At 26.1% G+C, this 14,673-nt stretch carries 15 protein-coding genes and 1 tRNA gene; 12 read left to right on the top strand and 4 right to left on the bottom strand.

Annotated elements, in window-relative coordinates; genetic code table 11:
- Positions 1–6 precede the first annotated feature (6 nt).
- The 5 genes from glmS to ACTCCZ_RS06275 all read left to right on the top strand — a co-directional run bounded on the left by glmS (position 7) and on the right by ACTCCZ_RS06275 (position 4,939).
- On the top strand, positions 7–414 hold the full coding sequence (gene glmS / locus ACTCCZ_RS06295; protein ID WP_079578493.1) for a methylaspartate mutase subunit S: 408 nt from the start codon (positions 7–9) through the stop codon (positions 412–414).
- Positions 411–1,775, top strand: a complete 1,365-nt coding sequence (locus ACTCCZ_RS06290; protein WP_079578495.1) for a methylaspartate mutase — start codon at positions 411–413, stop codon at positions 1,773–1,775. Before glmS ends, ACTCCZ_RS06290 begins: the two co-directional genes overlap by 4 nt.
- A complete protein-coding gene (locus ACTCCZ_RS06285; protein ID WP_079578497.1) occupies positions 1,772–2,953 on the top strand; it encodes a glutamate mutase L in 1,182 nt (393 codons plus the stop codon). The genes ACTCCZ_RS06290 and ACTCCZ_RS06285 overlap by 4 nt, the downstream gene beginning before the upstream one ends.
- Positions 2,954–2,962: 9 nt before the next feature.
- Positions 2,963–4,537: an AMP-binding protein gene (locus ACTCCZ_RS06280; RefSeq protein WP_079578499.1), complete on the top strand. Its 1,575-nt coding sequence runs from the start codon at positions 2,963–2,965 to the stop codon at positions 4,535–4,537.
- A gap of 114 nt (positions 4,538–4,651) precedes the next feature.
- Complete coding sequence (locus ACTCCZ_RS06275) at positions 4,652–4,939, top strand: c-type cytochrome (protein ID WP_079578522.1); 288 nt, start codon at positions 4,652–4,654, stop codon at positions 4,937–4,939.
- Between the two features lie 29 nt (positions 4,940–4,968).
- Here the strand turns inward: ACTCCZ_RS06275 and ACTCCZ_RS06270 are convergent, their stop codons facing one another.
- Positions 4,969–5,811: a GGDEF domain-containing protein gene (locus ACTCCZ_RS06270; RefSeq protein ID WP_079578501.1), complete on the bottom strand. Its 843-nt coding sequence runs from the start codon at positions 5,809–5,811 to the stop codon at positions 4,969–4,971.
- 136 nt (positions 5,812–5,947) lie between these two features.
- On the opposite strand from ACTCCZ_RS06270, the gene ACTCCZ_RS06265 reads away from it, so the two are divergent.
- Together ACTCCZ_RS06265 and ACTCCZ_RS06260 are read left to right on the top strand one after the other, a co-directional pair.
- Entirely contained in the window at positions 5,948–7,108 is a 1,161-nt protein-coding gene (locus ACTCCZ_RS06265; RefSeq protein WP_079578503.1) for a TsoY family (seleno)protein, read from the top strand.
- A 52-nt stretch (positions 7,109–7,160) separates the two neighbouring features.
- Positions 7,161–8,453 (top strand): SH3 domain-containing C40 family peptidase, encoded by a 1,293-nt coding sequence (locus ACTCCZ_RS06260; protein WP_079578505.1) that lies wholly within the window; start codon positions 7,161–7,163, stop codon positions 8,451–8,453.
- Positions 8,454–8,511: 58 nt separating this feature from the next.
- Here the strand turns inward: ACTCCZ_RS06260 and ACTCCZ_RS06255 are convergent, their stop codons facing one another.
- The 3 genes from ACTCCZ_RS06255 to rsmH are packed head-to-tail and all read right to left on the bottom strand — an operon-like array spanning position 8,512 to position 12,750.
- The gene (locus ACTCCZ_RS06255; RefSeq protein ID WP_463187203.1) at positions 8,512–11,604 is read right to left on the bottom strand and encodes an efflux RND transporter permease subunit; all 3,093 of its coding nucleotides are present in this window, start codon (positions 11,602–11,604) and stop codon (positions 8,512–8,514) included.
- On the bottom strand, positions 11,601–11,855 hold the full coding sequence (locus ACTCCZ_RS06250; protein WP_079578509.1) for a hypothetical protein: 255 nt from the start codon (positions 11,853–11,855) through the stop codon (positions 11,601–11,603). The genes ACTCCZ_RS06255 and ACTCCZ_RS06250 overlap by 4 nt, the downstream gene beginning before the upstream one ends.
- Positions 11,848–12,750 (bottom strand): 16S rRNA (cytosine(1402)-N(4))-methyltransferase RsmH, encoded by a 903-nt coding sequence (rsmH, locus tag ACTCCZ_RS06245; protein WP_079578511.1) that lies wholly within the window; start codon positions 12,748–12,750, stop codon positions 11,848–11,850. Before rsmH ends, ACTCCZ_RS06250 begins: the two co-directional genes overlap by 8 nt.
- Before the next feature lie 63 nt (positions 12,751–12,813).
- Between rsmH and ACTCCZ_RS06240 the strand changes: the two genes are divergently transcribed.
- From ACTCCZ_RS06240 to ACTCCZ_RS06220, 5 genes are all read left to right on the top strand, one after another.
- The gene (locus ACTCCZ_RS06240) at positions 12,814–13,392 is read left to right on the top strand and encodes a class II aldolase and adducin N-terminal domain-containing protein (RefSeq protein ID WP_079578513.1); all 579 of its coding nucleotides are present in this window, start codon (positions 12,814–12,816) and stop codon (positions 13,390–13,392) included.
- Positions 13,393–13,512: 120 nt separating this feature from the next.
- Positions 13,513–13,791, top strand: coding sequence for an HU family DNA-binding protein (locus ACTCCZ_RS06235; protein WP_079578515.1), 279 nt, complete (start codon positions 13,513–13,515; stop codon positions 13,789–13,791).
- A gap of 59 nt (positions 13,792–13,850) precedes the next feature.
- Positions 13,851–13,935 (top strand) — tRNA-Leu (locus ACTCCZ_RS06230).
- Between the two features lie 187 nt (positions 13,936–14,122).
- Entirely contained in the window at positions 14,123–14,284 is a 162-nt protein-coding gene (locus tag ACTCCZ_RS06225) for a hypothetical protein (RefSeq protein ID WP_159445737.1), read from the top strand.
- Between the two features lie 144 nt (positions 14,285–14,428).
- A partial coding sequence (locus ACTCCZ_RS06220) for a hypothetical protein (RefSeq protein WP_463187202.1) occupies positions 14,429–14,673 on the top strand: 245 nt, incomplete at its 3' end.

Here is a 14,673-nt window from a genome sequence, read left to right as displayed (position 1 = left end):
TTATATATGAAAGTAGTAACAGGAGTAGTAGGCAATGATATTCATGTAGTAGCAAACAGACTTATTGAAATATCACTACAAGCAAGAGGTTTTGAAGTATTTAATTTGGGAGTTAATACTTATCTTGAAGAGTTTATAGATGCAGTTATAGAAACAGATGCTAATATATTACTAATCTCATCACTAAATGGTGAAGCTGAGGGTTGGTGTAGAGAACTAAATATTCTAAAATCTAAATATAAGCAATTAAAAGATGTTGTTTTTATGCTAGGTGGAAACTTAGCAGTGGGAGAGAAAACAACACAAGAGATTGTGCCAAAATTTAAGGATTATGGATTTGATTTAGTTTTTCACCAAGTTGATTTAAATACAGGTTTAGATGAATTAGAAAAATATATTAAGGCAAATAGATGAGTTTACTGCAAGAAGAGAGAGAAATAATAGTTCAAAATGAGTATGCAGACAGCTTTGATTTTCAAGAGATTGAAGAGTTTGTAAAAAATGCTAGCAAAAATCTATTTATTTCCCACAACTTTAAAAATAAAAACAAAATGCTAGTACAGCCAAGAGGTGGTTTTCCAACTTATGAAAAACAGTTTGCATTAAATGAATTTTTTGTTAAAGCAAATGTTGATGTTTTACCTTTAACAATTGATTCAAATACAAGACTTAATGACTATGCAATGGCAAAAAAAATGTTAAGATTAAGTGAAGAGAATGAAGTTGATATGCTAAATGGCTATCCCCTTGTAAATCATGGATATAGAACTACAAGAAAAATGATTACTCATTTTGATAAACCAGTTAGTTTAAGACATGGAACACCAGATGCAAGGTTGTTAATTGAGACAGCTATTGCTTCAGGAATTTTTGAGATTGAGGGTGGTCCAATTACTTACCTTTTACCTTATTCAAAGAACTTTCCTTTAGATAAAGCTTTTTTATATTGGAAATATGTAGAAAGAGTATGTGCAAACTATTCAAAACTAAATGAACCAATAAATAGAGAATCATTTGGTCCTTTAACAGCAACTTTAGTTCCACCATGTATTACTATTGTTATTCAACTTTTAGAGATGTTATTATCTTTAGAAGAAGGTGTTAAATCATTTTCAGTATCTTTTTCTCAAACAGGCTCAGTAAATCAAGATATTGTAACAAGTGCTGTTTTGAAAAAAATGGCTAAATATTATGCAAAAAAAATTGATTGTGAAGATGCACAAATCAACCTTGTATATCATCAATGGATGGGAGCATTTCCATCAAATAAAGATTATTCAGAATCACTTATAAATACATCAACTGTAATTGCAGCTTTAGTAAAAGCAGATAAAATCATCACAAAAACAAGGGATGAAGCTTTTGGTATTCCTACAAAAGAAGCAAATGCAAAAACTGTTGCAAATACACAATATACACTTAGAATACTGCAAGGTTTACCAAATATTATAAATGAACAAGAAGAAGAGATTTTAACACAAGAAGTAAAAAGTATAATGGAAGCTGTTTTCAATGATAGTGCTGATACTTTATGGAGAAAAGTTTTTAACTCAATAAAAAATGGAACAATAGATGTACCATTCTCTCCTCATATTATAAATAACAACGAAGTAGTAACAGTAAGAGATAAAGATAAAAACATAAGAATTATAAAAAGAGGTAATCTTCCTATTAGTGATAAGTGTTTTGAATATGAAAAATCAAAATGTAATTTAGATAAAGATGCTACATCAATAGTAAACGATATTATACATGATATAGGGATTATGCAATGAAAAACAAGTTATTAATAGATATAGGAAGTACCTATTTTAAAGTTAGTGATAATGAAAACTTACAACAACACTTTAGAGATTTCAACAAAGATATATTTGATGATTTAAAGTACAAGTGCAATGATATTTTAGAAAAATATAAAAAAGAGGATATATATATTTGTTCTTCTGCAAATGGTGGTTTAAGTACACTTATTATTGGTACAAGTAATTCATTTTCATTGAAGTTTGCTACAAATATTGCATTTAATTCTGGTATTAATATAATAGATACAGTTTTATATCAAGATATAAAAACAACTTCAATTCCTAGTGATTTAATTGATGTAGTTATAATAGCAGGTGGTATTGATAGTGTTAGCAAGCTTTTTGATGAAGAGTTATTTAACTATTTAGAACAGATAAACTACTCTAATATTGTCTATGTAGGAAATAAAAATGACAGTGAAAAATTATCTAAAAGAATTGAAAACTTGGTTGTTTTGCCAAATATTATCAATAATAAACTTCAAGTAAATGAAGATGAATTAAAAGAGTATTTAACAAATCTTTATCAAGCTGATATTATGGGAAAAGAGGATATCAAACATTTATATGATATTACATCAAATCAAATCTATCCAACTCCATATATTGTAAATAAAACTTTGCCACTTATAAATAATATGTTAAAAGTTGCAGATCCTTTTATTTTAGTTGATATTGGAGGTGCGACAACAGATATTCATTATAGTACTACTTTAGTAAATGACAATATGATAAAAAATAACGAATATGACAGATTAGTATTTAAAAAATTAGGTGTTTTTAAATCAAAAGAGTCTTTAATATTTGCAGCAAAAAACAATGAGTTTGTTTATGAATTATTAGCCAATATGAATGTTACAGAAAATATTTTTGAAGAACAAAGTGATAAAGCTATAAAAGTATTAATGAAATTAGCAATATTTTTAGTTTTATATAAAGTTTCAGAAGCCCATCCTCAATATGTTCATCTAAAACTAAACCTACTAAAATCAATCGTACTAACAGGTGGTATTACAAAAGTTTTAAAGAATGAGGAAGTTGAAGATATTGTAGGATTTTTTTATAAAAAAATCTTAAATTCACAAATAAAGCCAAATATTGTATTAGATAGCAATTATGAAATTTGGACTTTAGCAATAACACAAAAATAAGGAGATAAAATGTCTATAAATTGTATAAGAACACTTTTAGAAGATGCAAATACTTCTCATAAGGACAAAATTGCATTAGTATATAATGATAAAAAAATAACTTACGAAGAGTTATTTAAAAGAGTAAATCAAGTAGCATTTTATCTAAAAGAGCTTGACCTACCAAAAGATAGTAGAATTGGTATTTATTCAACAAAATCAATTGATCAAGTAATAGCAATACTTGCAATTCTTTCAACTGATTATATTCTAGTACCACTAACTAGACTTCTTCAACCTGAACAAGTTGAATATATAATAGATGATTGTGATATAAAATGTATTATTACAGATAAAGTAAAAATTGAAAAGATTCAAGAGAGTAACTTTAATGGACAAATCATCTCTTATGAAAGAACTGAGCACAATTTAGCTTCATTTGAAGAGATTTATAAATATTACAATAAACCTTATACTTGTGATGTAAATGGACATGATAATGCAGTAATTACTTACTCTTTTGGACTTACTGGAAAACCAAAAGGTATAGTAATTTCTCACAGAAACCTAATAGACTCAGCAAGAGTCGTATCTCAATATCTAAAATTAAAAGAAGAGGATGTAATCTCTGGAACTCTTATTTTTAATCTTGATTATGGATTAAATCAAATCTTTTGTTCTTTATATAAAAGAGCTACTCTAGCACTACATAGATTTATTTTAGCGGGTGATTTTTTCAATCACATCATAAAAGATAAAGTTACAGTACTACCTTTAATGCCAATAAATATAACGCAAATGTTTGATGAAGATGAATACAAACTTCCAAGCGCAGAATTACTATCAAATATTAGAGTTATAACTTCATCAGGAGGAAATGTAACTGCTAAAATGTTAAAAGATTTAGATAAGTACTTTCCAGATGCAAAATTTTATTCAATGCATGGATTAACAGAAGCTTTTAGATCAACTTATTTAAAACCATCACAAATTTGGATTAGACCAGACTCAATAGGAAAAGCAATTCCAGATGTTGAGCTATATGTTATAAATGAAGAAGGATATGAGTGTAAACCAAGGGAGATAGGAGAGCTTATACATAGAGGTGGATATATTTATAAAGGATATTGGAATGCTCCTGTTGAAACAAAAGAGAGATTTAAATCTATTGATATCTTAAAAAATGTAATCAACCTTGAGGGACAACTTTGTGATGAGATTGTTGTTGCAAGTGGTGATTATGTATATAAAGATGAGGAAGGATATTTATATTTTGTCTCAAGACGAGATGATATGATAAAAACAAGAGGTTTTAGAGTAAGTCCTTATGAAATAGAATCAGTTGTATCAAAAAATATCCCTCAAATTGAGCAGTGTGCAGTTTTTTCTATACAAAATCAAGAGATTGAAGAAGAGATTGTATTGGTTTACTCAAGTAAAAGTGAAATTCCTGTAAATGAAATCTTATTTGAATTAAAAAATCATTTAGCATCATATATGATACCTAGTAAAATTATTTATAACAAATCATTGCCATTAGTTCCAAGTGATAAAAATAAGATAAATAAAGAGATATTAAAACAAAATATTATAAATAATATTTAAATGAGTATAAAGTACGCTTGTTTTCTTAAATTTGGTTTAATTTTTGATATAAATCAAAGCTTTAAAAGAATAGTTTATATAAAATACCTAATAAAACAAAAAAGGATTGTAAAAATGAAAAAGATTTTGATTGCAACTTCGCTTTTCGCATGTGCATTATTTGCTTCTGATGGAGCAGCACTATATAAAAAGTGTGCAACTTGCCATGGAGCAAATGGTGAAAAAGTAGCTTTAGGTAAAAGTAAGATAATTAAAGATATGTCTAAAGCAGATTTTATTGCAGCAATGAAAGGTTACAAAGATGGATCTTATGGAGGACCAATGAAAGGTCTAATGAAAGGTCAAGTAGCTTCTTTAAGTGATGCTGATATTGAAGCGTTAGCTAATCATATCATAAAATAATTCTTTTTGTAAGATAGTAGCTTTTGCTATTATCTTATGAACTCAATTCTATCTCTTCCTTTATTTTTTGCTAAAATAACACCCTCTTTTGCTTTTTGAATAAACTCATTCTTATCTAAACAGTTATCAAAAAATGAAATTCCCATACTTACAGTTACATCAATAGGTCTATTTGGATGAAAAACTCTTTGAAATTTTATTTCAGCTTGTAAAGATTTAAGATTTTCTACTAAAAACTCTTTTTTACAAAAACAAAGTATTAAGAACTCTTTTGAATCATATCTATATACTTCACCATTTAAAATAGTTGCATAATTTAAAAGTTTTGTACCTAAGTACTCTAATACTTTATTTGCATACTCATATCCAAAAGTTTCATTTATATTTTTAAATTTATCAATATTTATTAAAACTGCATTTAATAAATATGAATTTTCTTGTTCTTGAAATTTTGATAAGTCTTCTTGCATTTTTTTTATATTATATGTTTTTGTTAAAGCATCTTTATTTATACTCTCTTCTAAAATAGCTTTTTCTTTTAGTAGTTGTTCAATTAAAGTATCTTTATAATCCTCTTCAATTTCGATATTTTTTTGTTCATAGATTTTACCTAAGTCAAATTCAAACTGATTAGATTTTGTACTATAATCAACTTTTTTGCACTCTATTACTATTGAGGGTTTATCTTCACCTAAGCCATTAGTTAATATAAGTTTATCAACTTGTTTAATAGTATAAGATATCTTATCATCTTTAATTATGGGTTCTATTAACTCTTTTTTCCAATATTTTGATGCATCTTTTTTTAGTATTTTACTTTTTTTTAATAATATATCTTCAAATAAATTTTTATCTATAGAAATTTTAAACATAATCAAATATTAGCAATAAAATACTTAATAAGTAAAATCATGAAAATCAATTATAAGAAAAACAAATATTAAATTTTATCGATTTTTAATATTAGTTTTAATAATATAATAAAAATAAATTATAAGGAGTTCTTATATGAGCTTAAGGGAAAAATTTACACCTATGTGTTTTCTAGGTGCACTTGGAGCAGGCGGATTATCTGTATCATTTTTTATGTATTTAATGTTTTTAGTACCACACAAAGAGACTCCAATGCCTATTTTTGAACAAATTTTTCCAAAACTTATGGAAGGTTCATGGTTATCTTTTGTTATAGCTTTTTCTTTGGTATTTATCATAGTTTTTGCTTTTTTTCACTTTAAATTTTTAATTTGGAATACAAAACAGTTTTTAGAGTTTAAAAAAACAGATAAATATAAAAGTTTAATTTCATCAAATGGTGAAGTTTCTTTAATGACTATACCTTTAACATACGCAATGACTATTAATGTTTGCTTTGTTTTAGGAGCTGTATTTGTACCAAACTTATGGAGTATTGTTGAATATATGTTTCCTTTTGCATTAATTGGCTTTACAGTTGCAGGATATTTTGCATTGAAAATCTTTATTGATTATTTTAGTAGAATTATCACAACAGGAGATTTTGACTTTACAAAAAATAATAACTTATCACAAATGATTTCTATTTTTGCTTTTGCAATGGTATCTGTAGGTTATGCAGCTCCTGGGGCTATGAGTAGTAACCTTACAATAAATGCAATTGGTATTTTTGGTTCACTATTTTTTGCAGCAATTTCAATATTGTTGTTAATAATAAAATTAACAATGGGTTTTAAAAATATGTTCGAACAAGGAATTTCACTTGAAGCATCTCCATCACTTTGGATAATATTACCAATTTTAACACTTCTTGGAATTGCTATGATTAGAATAAGCTTTGGATTAGACCATCATTTTAATGCACCACTTGCTAAATCATCACTATTTACACTAACATCTGTAATTGTATCACTACAAATTATATTTGGTCTTTTAGGTTATAAAGTAATGAAACAAATTGGTTATTTTGAAAAATATATTGAAAGTGAAGACCGTTCACCCGTATCTTTTGCACTAATTTGTCCAGGAGTTGCTTTCTTTGTTTTTGGAATGTTTTTTATAAACTTTGGATTAACTTTTAATGATGTAGTTACAAAATACTCAATTGCTTATTTTGTATTAATGATACCTTTTATGTTTATTCAATATAAAACAATAGTCTATTTCTTTAAGTTAAAAAGAAAATTCAACTTTTAAAAACATAGCTTGTGTTACAATCTTTTAAACTTACTTAGGAGATTGTAACAGTATGAGTAAAATATTAAAACCTACTTTTTTTCTATTTATTATAATCACATTTTTTACAGCTTGTTCAAATAAAAATATACAAATTCAAGATTTAAAAACTTATTCTCAAAATCCAAAAGATTATCTTAAAAATGAATCGTTTAAATTTAAAAATCAAAATATATATAATGAAAAATTTTATGATAAATATTTTGAAGTATGGAATAATCCCACTATTAAAATAAGCAAAAAAACTGCGTCTTGGGGTTTTTTATACAAAAAAAAAGATATCTATTTACAAAATTTTTCAAAAGCTTCAAAACAATGGTTTGATAAACAAATAGAAAATTCAAACTTTAAAGAGTTTAAATCAAAGCTTCAAAAAGCAATTGCGATTAAAAATAGCAATATCAAAGTATTACCAACAAAACAGATGATGTTTTATAATCCATATAATGCAGGAGAAGGTTTTCCTTTTGATTATAATCAAAACTCTTCTATTAAAATTAATACACCTATATTAGTATCTCACTTCTCAAAAGATAAAGCATGGGCTTTTATAAAAACATCTTCTTTTTATGGTTGGATAGATATTAGAGATATTGCTTTTGTTGATGAAGAGTTTATAAAAAAATTTAAAACAAAAAATTATGCAGTTGCAGTAAAAGATAAGTTCAATATCTATAAAAAGCATTTTATAGAAAATATTCAATTAGGAACAATATTTCCATATGAAAAAGATAAATTCTTTGTTGCAGCAAAAAAATCAAATCAAAAAGCATTTATTAAAACTATTAATATCAACAAAGAAAATATCTCTTTAAAACCTTTGAAATTTAACAATAAAAATCTTAGGAAAATTGCACAAGAACTTATAAAAGAGCAGTATGGATGGGGTGGTATTTTGGGGTTTAGAGATTGTTCAAGCTTTACTCAAGATTTTTTCTCAAGTTTTGGAATATATCTTGATAGAAACTCAAAACAACAAATAAAAAATGGCAAATACTACAAAATAAAAAACTTTACAAATAAAAAGAAAAAAGAGTTTATTTTAAAAAATGCTAAAGCCTTTAAAAGTTTAATATATCTAAAAGGACATATTATGCTTTATATTGGAAATATAAAAGATGAGCCTTTGGTCATGCATAATGTTTGGGGAGTTAAAACTAGAGTTTTTTTAAATAAAAAAGGAAGAAATATTATTGGAAAAAATATAATTAGTAGTTTAGAGTTTGGAAAAGAGTTAGAAACTTACGATGATACAAATACTGTTTTAGATAAAATTGAGGGTATTATTGTTTTAGATGAAAGATAAAAAAACTTCAGAACTTATCTTAAAATAGTAGTACAAAAAGAGTTAAACTTTTTTTGTACTACTCTTCACACTTTCTTAAATAAATCAATCTATAAACCATTGGAACATAATATAAATTTAAAATAGTTGCCCATAAAATACCAAAACCTAATGCAATAGCCATTGGCTGAAGAATTAAAGCTTGTCCTGAAGCAAAGAAAATAAGAGAACTTAAACCTAAAACTGTTGTAATTGAAGTAAGTAAAATAGGTCTTAATCTTAATAAAGCTTGTTCTTTTATTTGTTTTAATGTTTTTGCTTTTTTAATAAAATCCATCATAATAATACCATCATTTACAATAACTCCTGCAAGTCCCACTATACCTATAAGTCCTGGCATTGTAAGGTTTATTCCCATTATTACATGCCCTACTAATACACCTAAAATAGAAAGTGGAATTGTACTTATAATTATAAGTGGTTTAACCATAGAATCAAACATCCAAACAAGAGCTATAAAAATAAGAATAATCGCTATTAAAGCAGCTTCTGCCATCTCTTTTTGAACCTTTAAATTCTCTTCTTGTTCACCTTTTATATCTAGTTTTACTACACCTTTTAAACTATTTAAAACAGGCGTTAACTCTTCATATACATCAGAAGATGTAGTATCATTAATAGAAGCTGTAACACTTGTAATTCTTTTATTATTCTCTTTAAATATTTGTGAATATGCAGGTATTTTCACAAAAGTAGCCACATCTTTTAAAAGTACCCTCTTTCTATCATTTAATACTATTTCAAAACTATCTAAACTTGTTAATAAATCTTTATTTTTACTTTCAAAAACAACTTCAACAATACCCTTTTTATCAAACATTTTTGAGTATGCTGCTTTTGAATAAAAAGGTCTTAATTGATTAAGAATAGTCTCTTCATCAACTCCTATTTGCTGCCCATATCTATTTACTTTAAATTTTAATTCAAAATTTCCCAAAAGTGCATCATCAGCTATATTTGAAACTCCATTTATTGAAGATAACTTCTTTTTTAATTTATCAACTGCTTCATGAACTTTTTTATTTTCTCCTGATACTGCTATTTCAATATCATTTTTAACAATACCTGCTTTTGGAGTAAAGATTTTTAACTCATCAAACTTTGAAGTATCAATATTTTTATCTATTATACTTTTAATCTTTTTTTCCAATTCTTGTGCGCTTAATTGTCTAATCATATTTGAATCATCATATTTTGGTGATAAATATGGATTTATATACTTATCAAAAAAGTTTTGTGGTGCTCTTTCATTTAAGTTTACAAAAAGTTGAAAATAAAACTCTTCATTTTGAGGTTGATTTTTCCCATCTAGTTTCATTCCAATAACAGAACTAATAGAACTTACTTCTGTATCAAAATCTATACTATTAAGTAATAACTTCTCTATTTTTAAAACAGATTTCTCTGTTTGTTCTATTTTGTTTCCTACACCTACTGAACCACTTATATATACTTGTGTTGTATCAAATGATGGCATAAATTGAAATTTTAAGCTTTTAAATAAAATAAATGTTATTGAAAATATTACACTTATCATAATAACTAAAGTAAGATATTTACCTTTTAACAAAAAGTCTAAAACTTTTGAATAGAGTTTTTTATTAAAATCCCATACTTTATGTGACCTTCTACTTTCATTGCTTACTTTTAAAATCTGCATAGAATGCAATGGTAAAAAGAAAAATGCTTCAAGTAAAGAAGACAATAATAGTATTGTTATCATAATAGGAAGTATTTGCATAAACTTTCCCGTCTCTCCACTCATAATAAGTATAGGTAAAAATGCAAAAATCGTAGTTGCAGTTGCAGTTAAAACAGCAGGAAACATCTCTAAAGCTCCATCTCGTGCAGCAGTAAATCTATCTTTACCCATTTCCATATGTCTATATATATTTTCTGCAACAACAATTGCTTCATCTACAAGCATTCCAAGGGCAATTAAAGCTCCTAAAAGTGAAAGCATATTTAAACTATAACCTAAATAATCTGCTCCAATTAAAGCAATCATAAAAGAAGTTGGAATACCAATTGCAATAACTATTGCAATTCTTACATTAATAAATAAAAGTAAAGCAATAAAAAGCAAAATCAAGCCAAACAATATATTAGAAACTACAGTATTAAGTCTATTTTTAATCCAAATAGAAGTATCAATATAAGTATCAAACTCAATATCAGAATAGACTTCTTCATAATCTTTAGTAATTTGCTTTATTTTTTTTACTAATTCAATTGAGTCACCCTCAAAACCTTTATTTATTCCTATTGCAACATTTCTTTTTGCATTAAAATGAGAAATATCATCTACATCTGCAAGTTGAAAATCAACATTTGCTATATCTTTTAAGTATAATTTTTTATTACTTACTTTTAAAATAGTATTTTTTATATTTTCAATATCTTTTTGACCGTTGAAAGTACTTAAATAGTAGTGTCTTGAAGTATCTTTTATAATTCCAACTGGGAAAATAGAGCTTATTTTTTGTACAGCATTTATTACTTCTACTTTATTTAAGCCCAATGCTTCAATTTTATTTTCATCAAAACTAATAAGTAACTCTTTATCTGTTTTACTAAATACTGTAACTTCAGATAAATCTTTTAGTTGCATAATCGTTGATTTTACATCATCTGCTATTTCTAATAATTGATTTTTATTTTTTGAACCATCTTTTGAGTATAAAGAGACTGTAATTAAAGGAAAAGTATGTTCAATAGTCTTAACAGTCGGCTCATCCATATCTGTTGGAAGATTTGTTTTAACTTGTGCAATAATATCTTTTACATCATCAACAACTAAATTTGGATCTTCACCATCTTTTAAATCAACTTTTATAGTAAAAAAACCATTTTTAATTACAGAAGTAATTTTTTTTGCTTCACTAAGACCTAAAAGTTCATCTTCAATATCTTCAACAGCGATTTTATCAAGTAAGTCAGAACTAGCTCCACTGTATGAGCCAGTTATAGAAACTGCATCAAGTGATGAGGGAGGAAAAATCTCTTTTGGAATGTTATTATATGAAAAAATTGATATGACAAGCAAAAAAACCAATAACATATGATTTAGCACTGGTTTTCTTAATGCAAACTCTATCAAATTTCGTATCACTTTTTCTCTTCTAGTGATTTTATTATAAGAGAATCAACAATTTGATTTTTAAACTTCATATCTTCAAGTTGTTGTGCTAGAAATCGATTCTCTTCTTTTAAAGATATATAATGTGCATAAAGTTTATTTACATCTTTACTTACATAATATATATTATTTGTTAGATAAATCTTTGGTATATACAATAACAAAGCTATAGCTAATAAAGAAAAAGCAATAATTAATGAATTTCTAGCATCAAGCCTAATCAAATCTAAAAATCCTTAATTTTGAACTTCTGCTTCTTGGATTTTGCTTTATTTCAGCTTTTGTTGGGGTGATTGGTTTTTTAGTAAGAATCTTTCCTAAAGCATTATCATTTCCACAAGTACATCTAAAAGCTTCTGGTGGGCATACACAAGATTTTGTCCATTTTTTAAAATAATTTTTTACAATTCTATCTTCTAGTGAGTGAAAAGAGATTATTGCGATGATACAATTTTTTGGTTTTATTAATTCAATTGATTCAAATAATCTTTTTAAAACTCCTAATTCATCATTAACTTCTATTCTTATTCCTTGAAAAGGAAGTGTTGCTGGGTGTATTTTACCCTTATGCATATTTTTATATAAAAACTCTGCAAGCTCTTTTGCAGAACTAAAAGGTCTATTATTTACTATTAATGAAGCAACTTTTTTATACTCTCTTACTTCCCCATACTCTTTAAATATATTTTCTAACTCAACTTGAGAGTAGCTATTTACAACAATATTTGCATCTAAATCTTGTGTTTGATCCATCCTCATATCTAAAGTATCACTTTCAAAACCAAAGCCCCTTTGTAGTTTATCAAGTTGTAAAGAAGAAACTCCAATATCAGCTAAAATACCTTTTATATTATAATCTTTAAACTTGTCTAAAACATGTTCAAAGTTGCCTTTATTGAAAATAACTCTATTTTCATAATCTTTTAATCTATTTTTTGAAAAAGCTAAAGCTTCATCATCTTGGTCATTGCATATTAATTTTATATTTTCATTTTGAGAAATTATTCCTAAGCTGTGTCCAGCATAGCCTGTTGTACAATCAATTATATATCCATCTTCAATATCAGTAAAAGCTTCTAAGGTCTCTTGATACAAGACGGGAACATGTGGAATATCCATATTAAAAAGGTCCTTATTAAATTTTATATATAATACCTAAATTTTGATTTAAGGCATTTTAAAATGATTAATACAAAGATAGTAAAATTATTAAGTAATTTATCCCTAACAATGTTTAGAAAAAACTTTTTTGGGATATACCATGGGGCTATATCTGCAAAAGTTGATCACAACTCATTTATAATAAATACATCAGACGCAATTTTTGATGAGATGAGCGAAAATTCATTTTGTCATTTAAGTACAACCAAGCAAGATTATAGATGGAATATTGCAAGTATTGAATCGCATATACATGCAACAATATACAATAATATACATGAAGCAAAATATATTGCTTTTGGAGTACCAATTTTTACAACAGCATATACATTAGATCATGACTTAATTGTTTTTGATGACTATTTTGGAAAAACAACTTTTGGTGAAGTCCCTATAATTAATCCAGGCAATTATGATTCATGGTATGATAGAAACGCACTTGAAATTACAAAATATTTAAAAGAATCTCATACAAATGTAATGATAATAAAAGGTGTTGGCATGTATATATATGATAGAGATATAAATGAACTTGTAAGGAAAATTGCTATCATGGAAAATAGTTGTAGATTGCTAAGTATTAGGTCATCTTACCAGTAAAATATTAAATTTTTCTAAAATATTATCTATAAAAGCCCAATATACGCATACTTTTAGCTTTTTTAAAGGTTAAATAGTATAAAGTTTGATAACATTTTAATTTATACAAGGAGTTCTTCTATGAACAAGGCTGAATTTATCGATGCAGTAGCTGCAAAAGCTGGTTTATCAAAAAAAGACGCAAAAAATTCTGTTGACGCAGTATTAGATACTATTACAGAGACTTTAGTTAAAAGAGATACAGTAAGTTTCATTGGTTTTGGAACATTCTCAACTTCAGATAGAGCTGAAAGAACAGCAAAAGTTCCAGGAACAGATAGAACTGTAACAGTACCTGCTACTACAGTTGCAAAATTTAAAGTTGGTAAAGCTCTAAAAGAAGCAGTAGCTAACAAATAGTTATCGCATCGTTTAAAAGTCTATCCATTTACTTGGATAGGCTTTTTTTAATGTATCAAGCCTGTGTGGTGAAACTGGTAAACACGTCGGATTCAAAATCCGATGACTTAGGTCTTGAGGGTTCGAGTCCCTCCACAGGTACCATCTACTTTTAAATAATAAATCAATTCTTAAGATACTTTCTAAACTTATCAAATCTTAATACCAAATTTATTGACACTAATTTTTTTAATGTCTCACAACTTTAAATAATACTTTATTAATCAATAGTATAAAGAATATAAGTAATATAAAAGTCACTAATTTATAAAATCTACAAATAGGAGTAATTATGTTAGAAAAAATTAAATCAATATTTAAAAAGAAAACTTATCCTTGTATTGTTTGGGATGGCAAAGCTATGAAATACCTAAACCTAAATCAAAAAGAGATTGATGACATAAGAACAAATCCAAAATATAAAAACTGGTCAGTAACAATAAATCAAGAATAATCAAATCTTCAAAAAATAAAATCAAACAAAAACAAATATTATCATATTAAAATACCTTTTATTTATTTTATTTTTTGTTTTAATTTGTTAAAATAACATCATAATTTGTTTTAAAATAGTTTTATTTATAATAAAGGCTTTTAGATGGAAAAAGAAATTTATAATTTATGTGATTTTTTAAACCAAGATGAGATTGATTTTTTAAAAGATAGAGATAGGATTTTATTAACAAATAAAGATAAAATCACAATGTATCTAAAATCAAATAATAGTTTAAAACAGCAAGTTACTAAGATTAAAAAAGAGTTCGATATTGATATTTCAGTTTTTACATATAGAAATTTTCTATTAAAGTATTTTAAAAAAGCTTATGAAGAACACAATATAAA

The sequence above is a fragment of the Malaciobacter sp. genome, assembly GCF_055140965.1.
The sequence above is the reverse complement of the archived record's forward strand: the minus strand, read 5'-3'. Positions and strand labels throughout refer to the sequence as shown.

Coding starts and splice junctions, on each gene's coding strand:
- glmS (WP_079578493.1), top strand. CDS start 7: ATGAAAGTAGTAACAGGAGTAGTAGGCAATGATATTCATGTAGTAGCA.
- ACTCCZ_RS06290 (WP_079578495.1), top strand. CDS start 411: ATGAGTTTACTGCAAGAAGAGAGAGAAATAATAGTTCAAAATGAGTAT.
- ACTCCZ_RS06285 (WP_079578497.1), top strand. CDS start 1,772: ATGAAAAACAAGTTATTAATAGATATAGGAAGTACCTATTTTAAAGTT.
- ACTCCZ_RS06280 (WP_079578499.1), top strand. CDS start 2,963: ATGTCTATAAATTGTATAAGAACACTTTTAGAAGATGCAAATACTTCT.
- ACTCCZ_RS06275 (WP_079578522.1), top strand. CDS start 4,652: ATGAAAAAGATTTTGATTGCAACTTCGCTTTTCGCATGTGCATTATTT.
- ACTCCZ_RS06270 (WP_079578501.1), bottom strand. CDS start 5,811: ATGTTTAAAATTTCTATAGATAAAAATTTATTTGAAGATATATTATTA.
- ACTCCZ_RS06265 (WP_079578503.1), top strand. CDS start 5,948: ATGAGCTTAAGGGAAAAATTTACACCTATGTGTTTTCTAGGTGCACTT.
- ACTCCZ_RS06260 (WP_079578505.1), top strand. CDS start 7,161: ATGAGTAAAATATTAAAACCTACTTTTTTTCTATTTATTATAATCACA.
- rsmH (WP_079578511.1), bottom strand. CDS start 12,750: ATGGATATTCCACATGTTCCCGTCTTGTATCAAGAGACCTTAGAAGCT.
- ACTCCZ_RS06240 (WP_079578513.1), top strand. CDS start 12,814: ATGATTAATACAAAGATAGTAAAATTATTAAGTAATTTATCCCTAACA.
- ACTCCZ_RS06235 (WP_079578515.1), top strand. CDS start 13,513: ATGAACAAGGCTGAATTTATCGATGCAGTAGCTGCAAAAGCTGGTTTA.
- ACTCCZ_RS06225 (WP_159445737.1), top strand. CDS start 14,123: ATGTTAGAAAAAATTAAATCAATATTTAAAAAGAAAACTTATCCTTGT.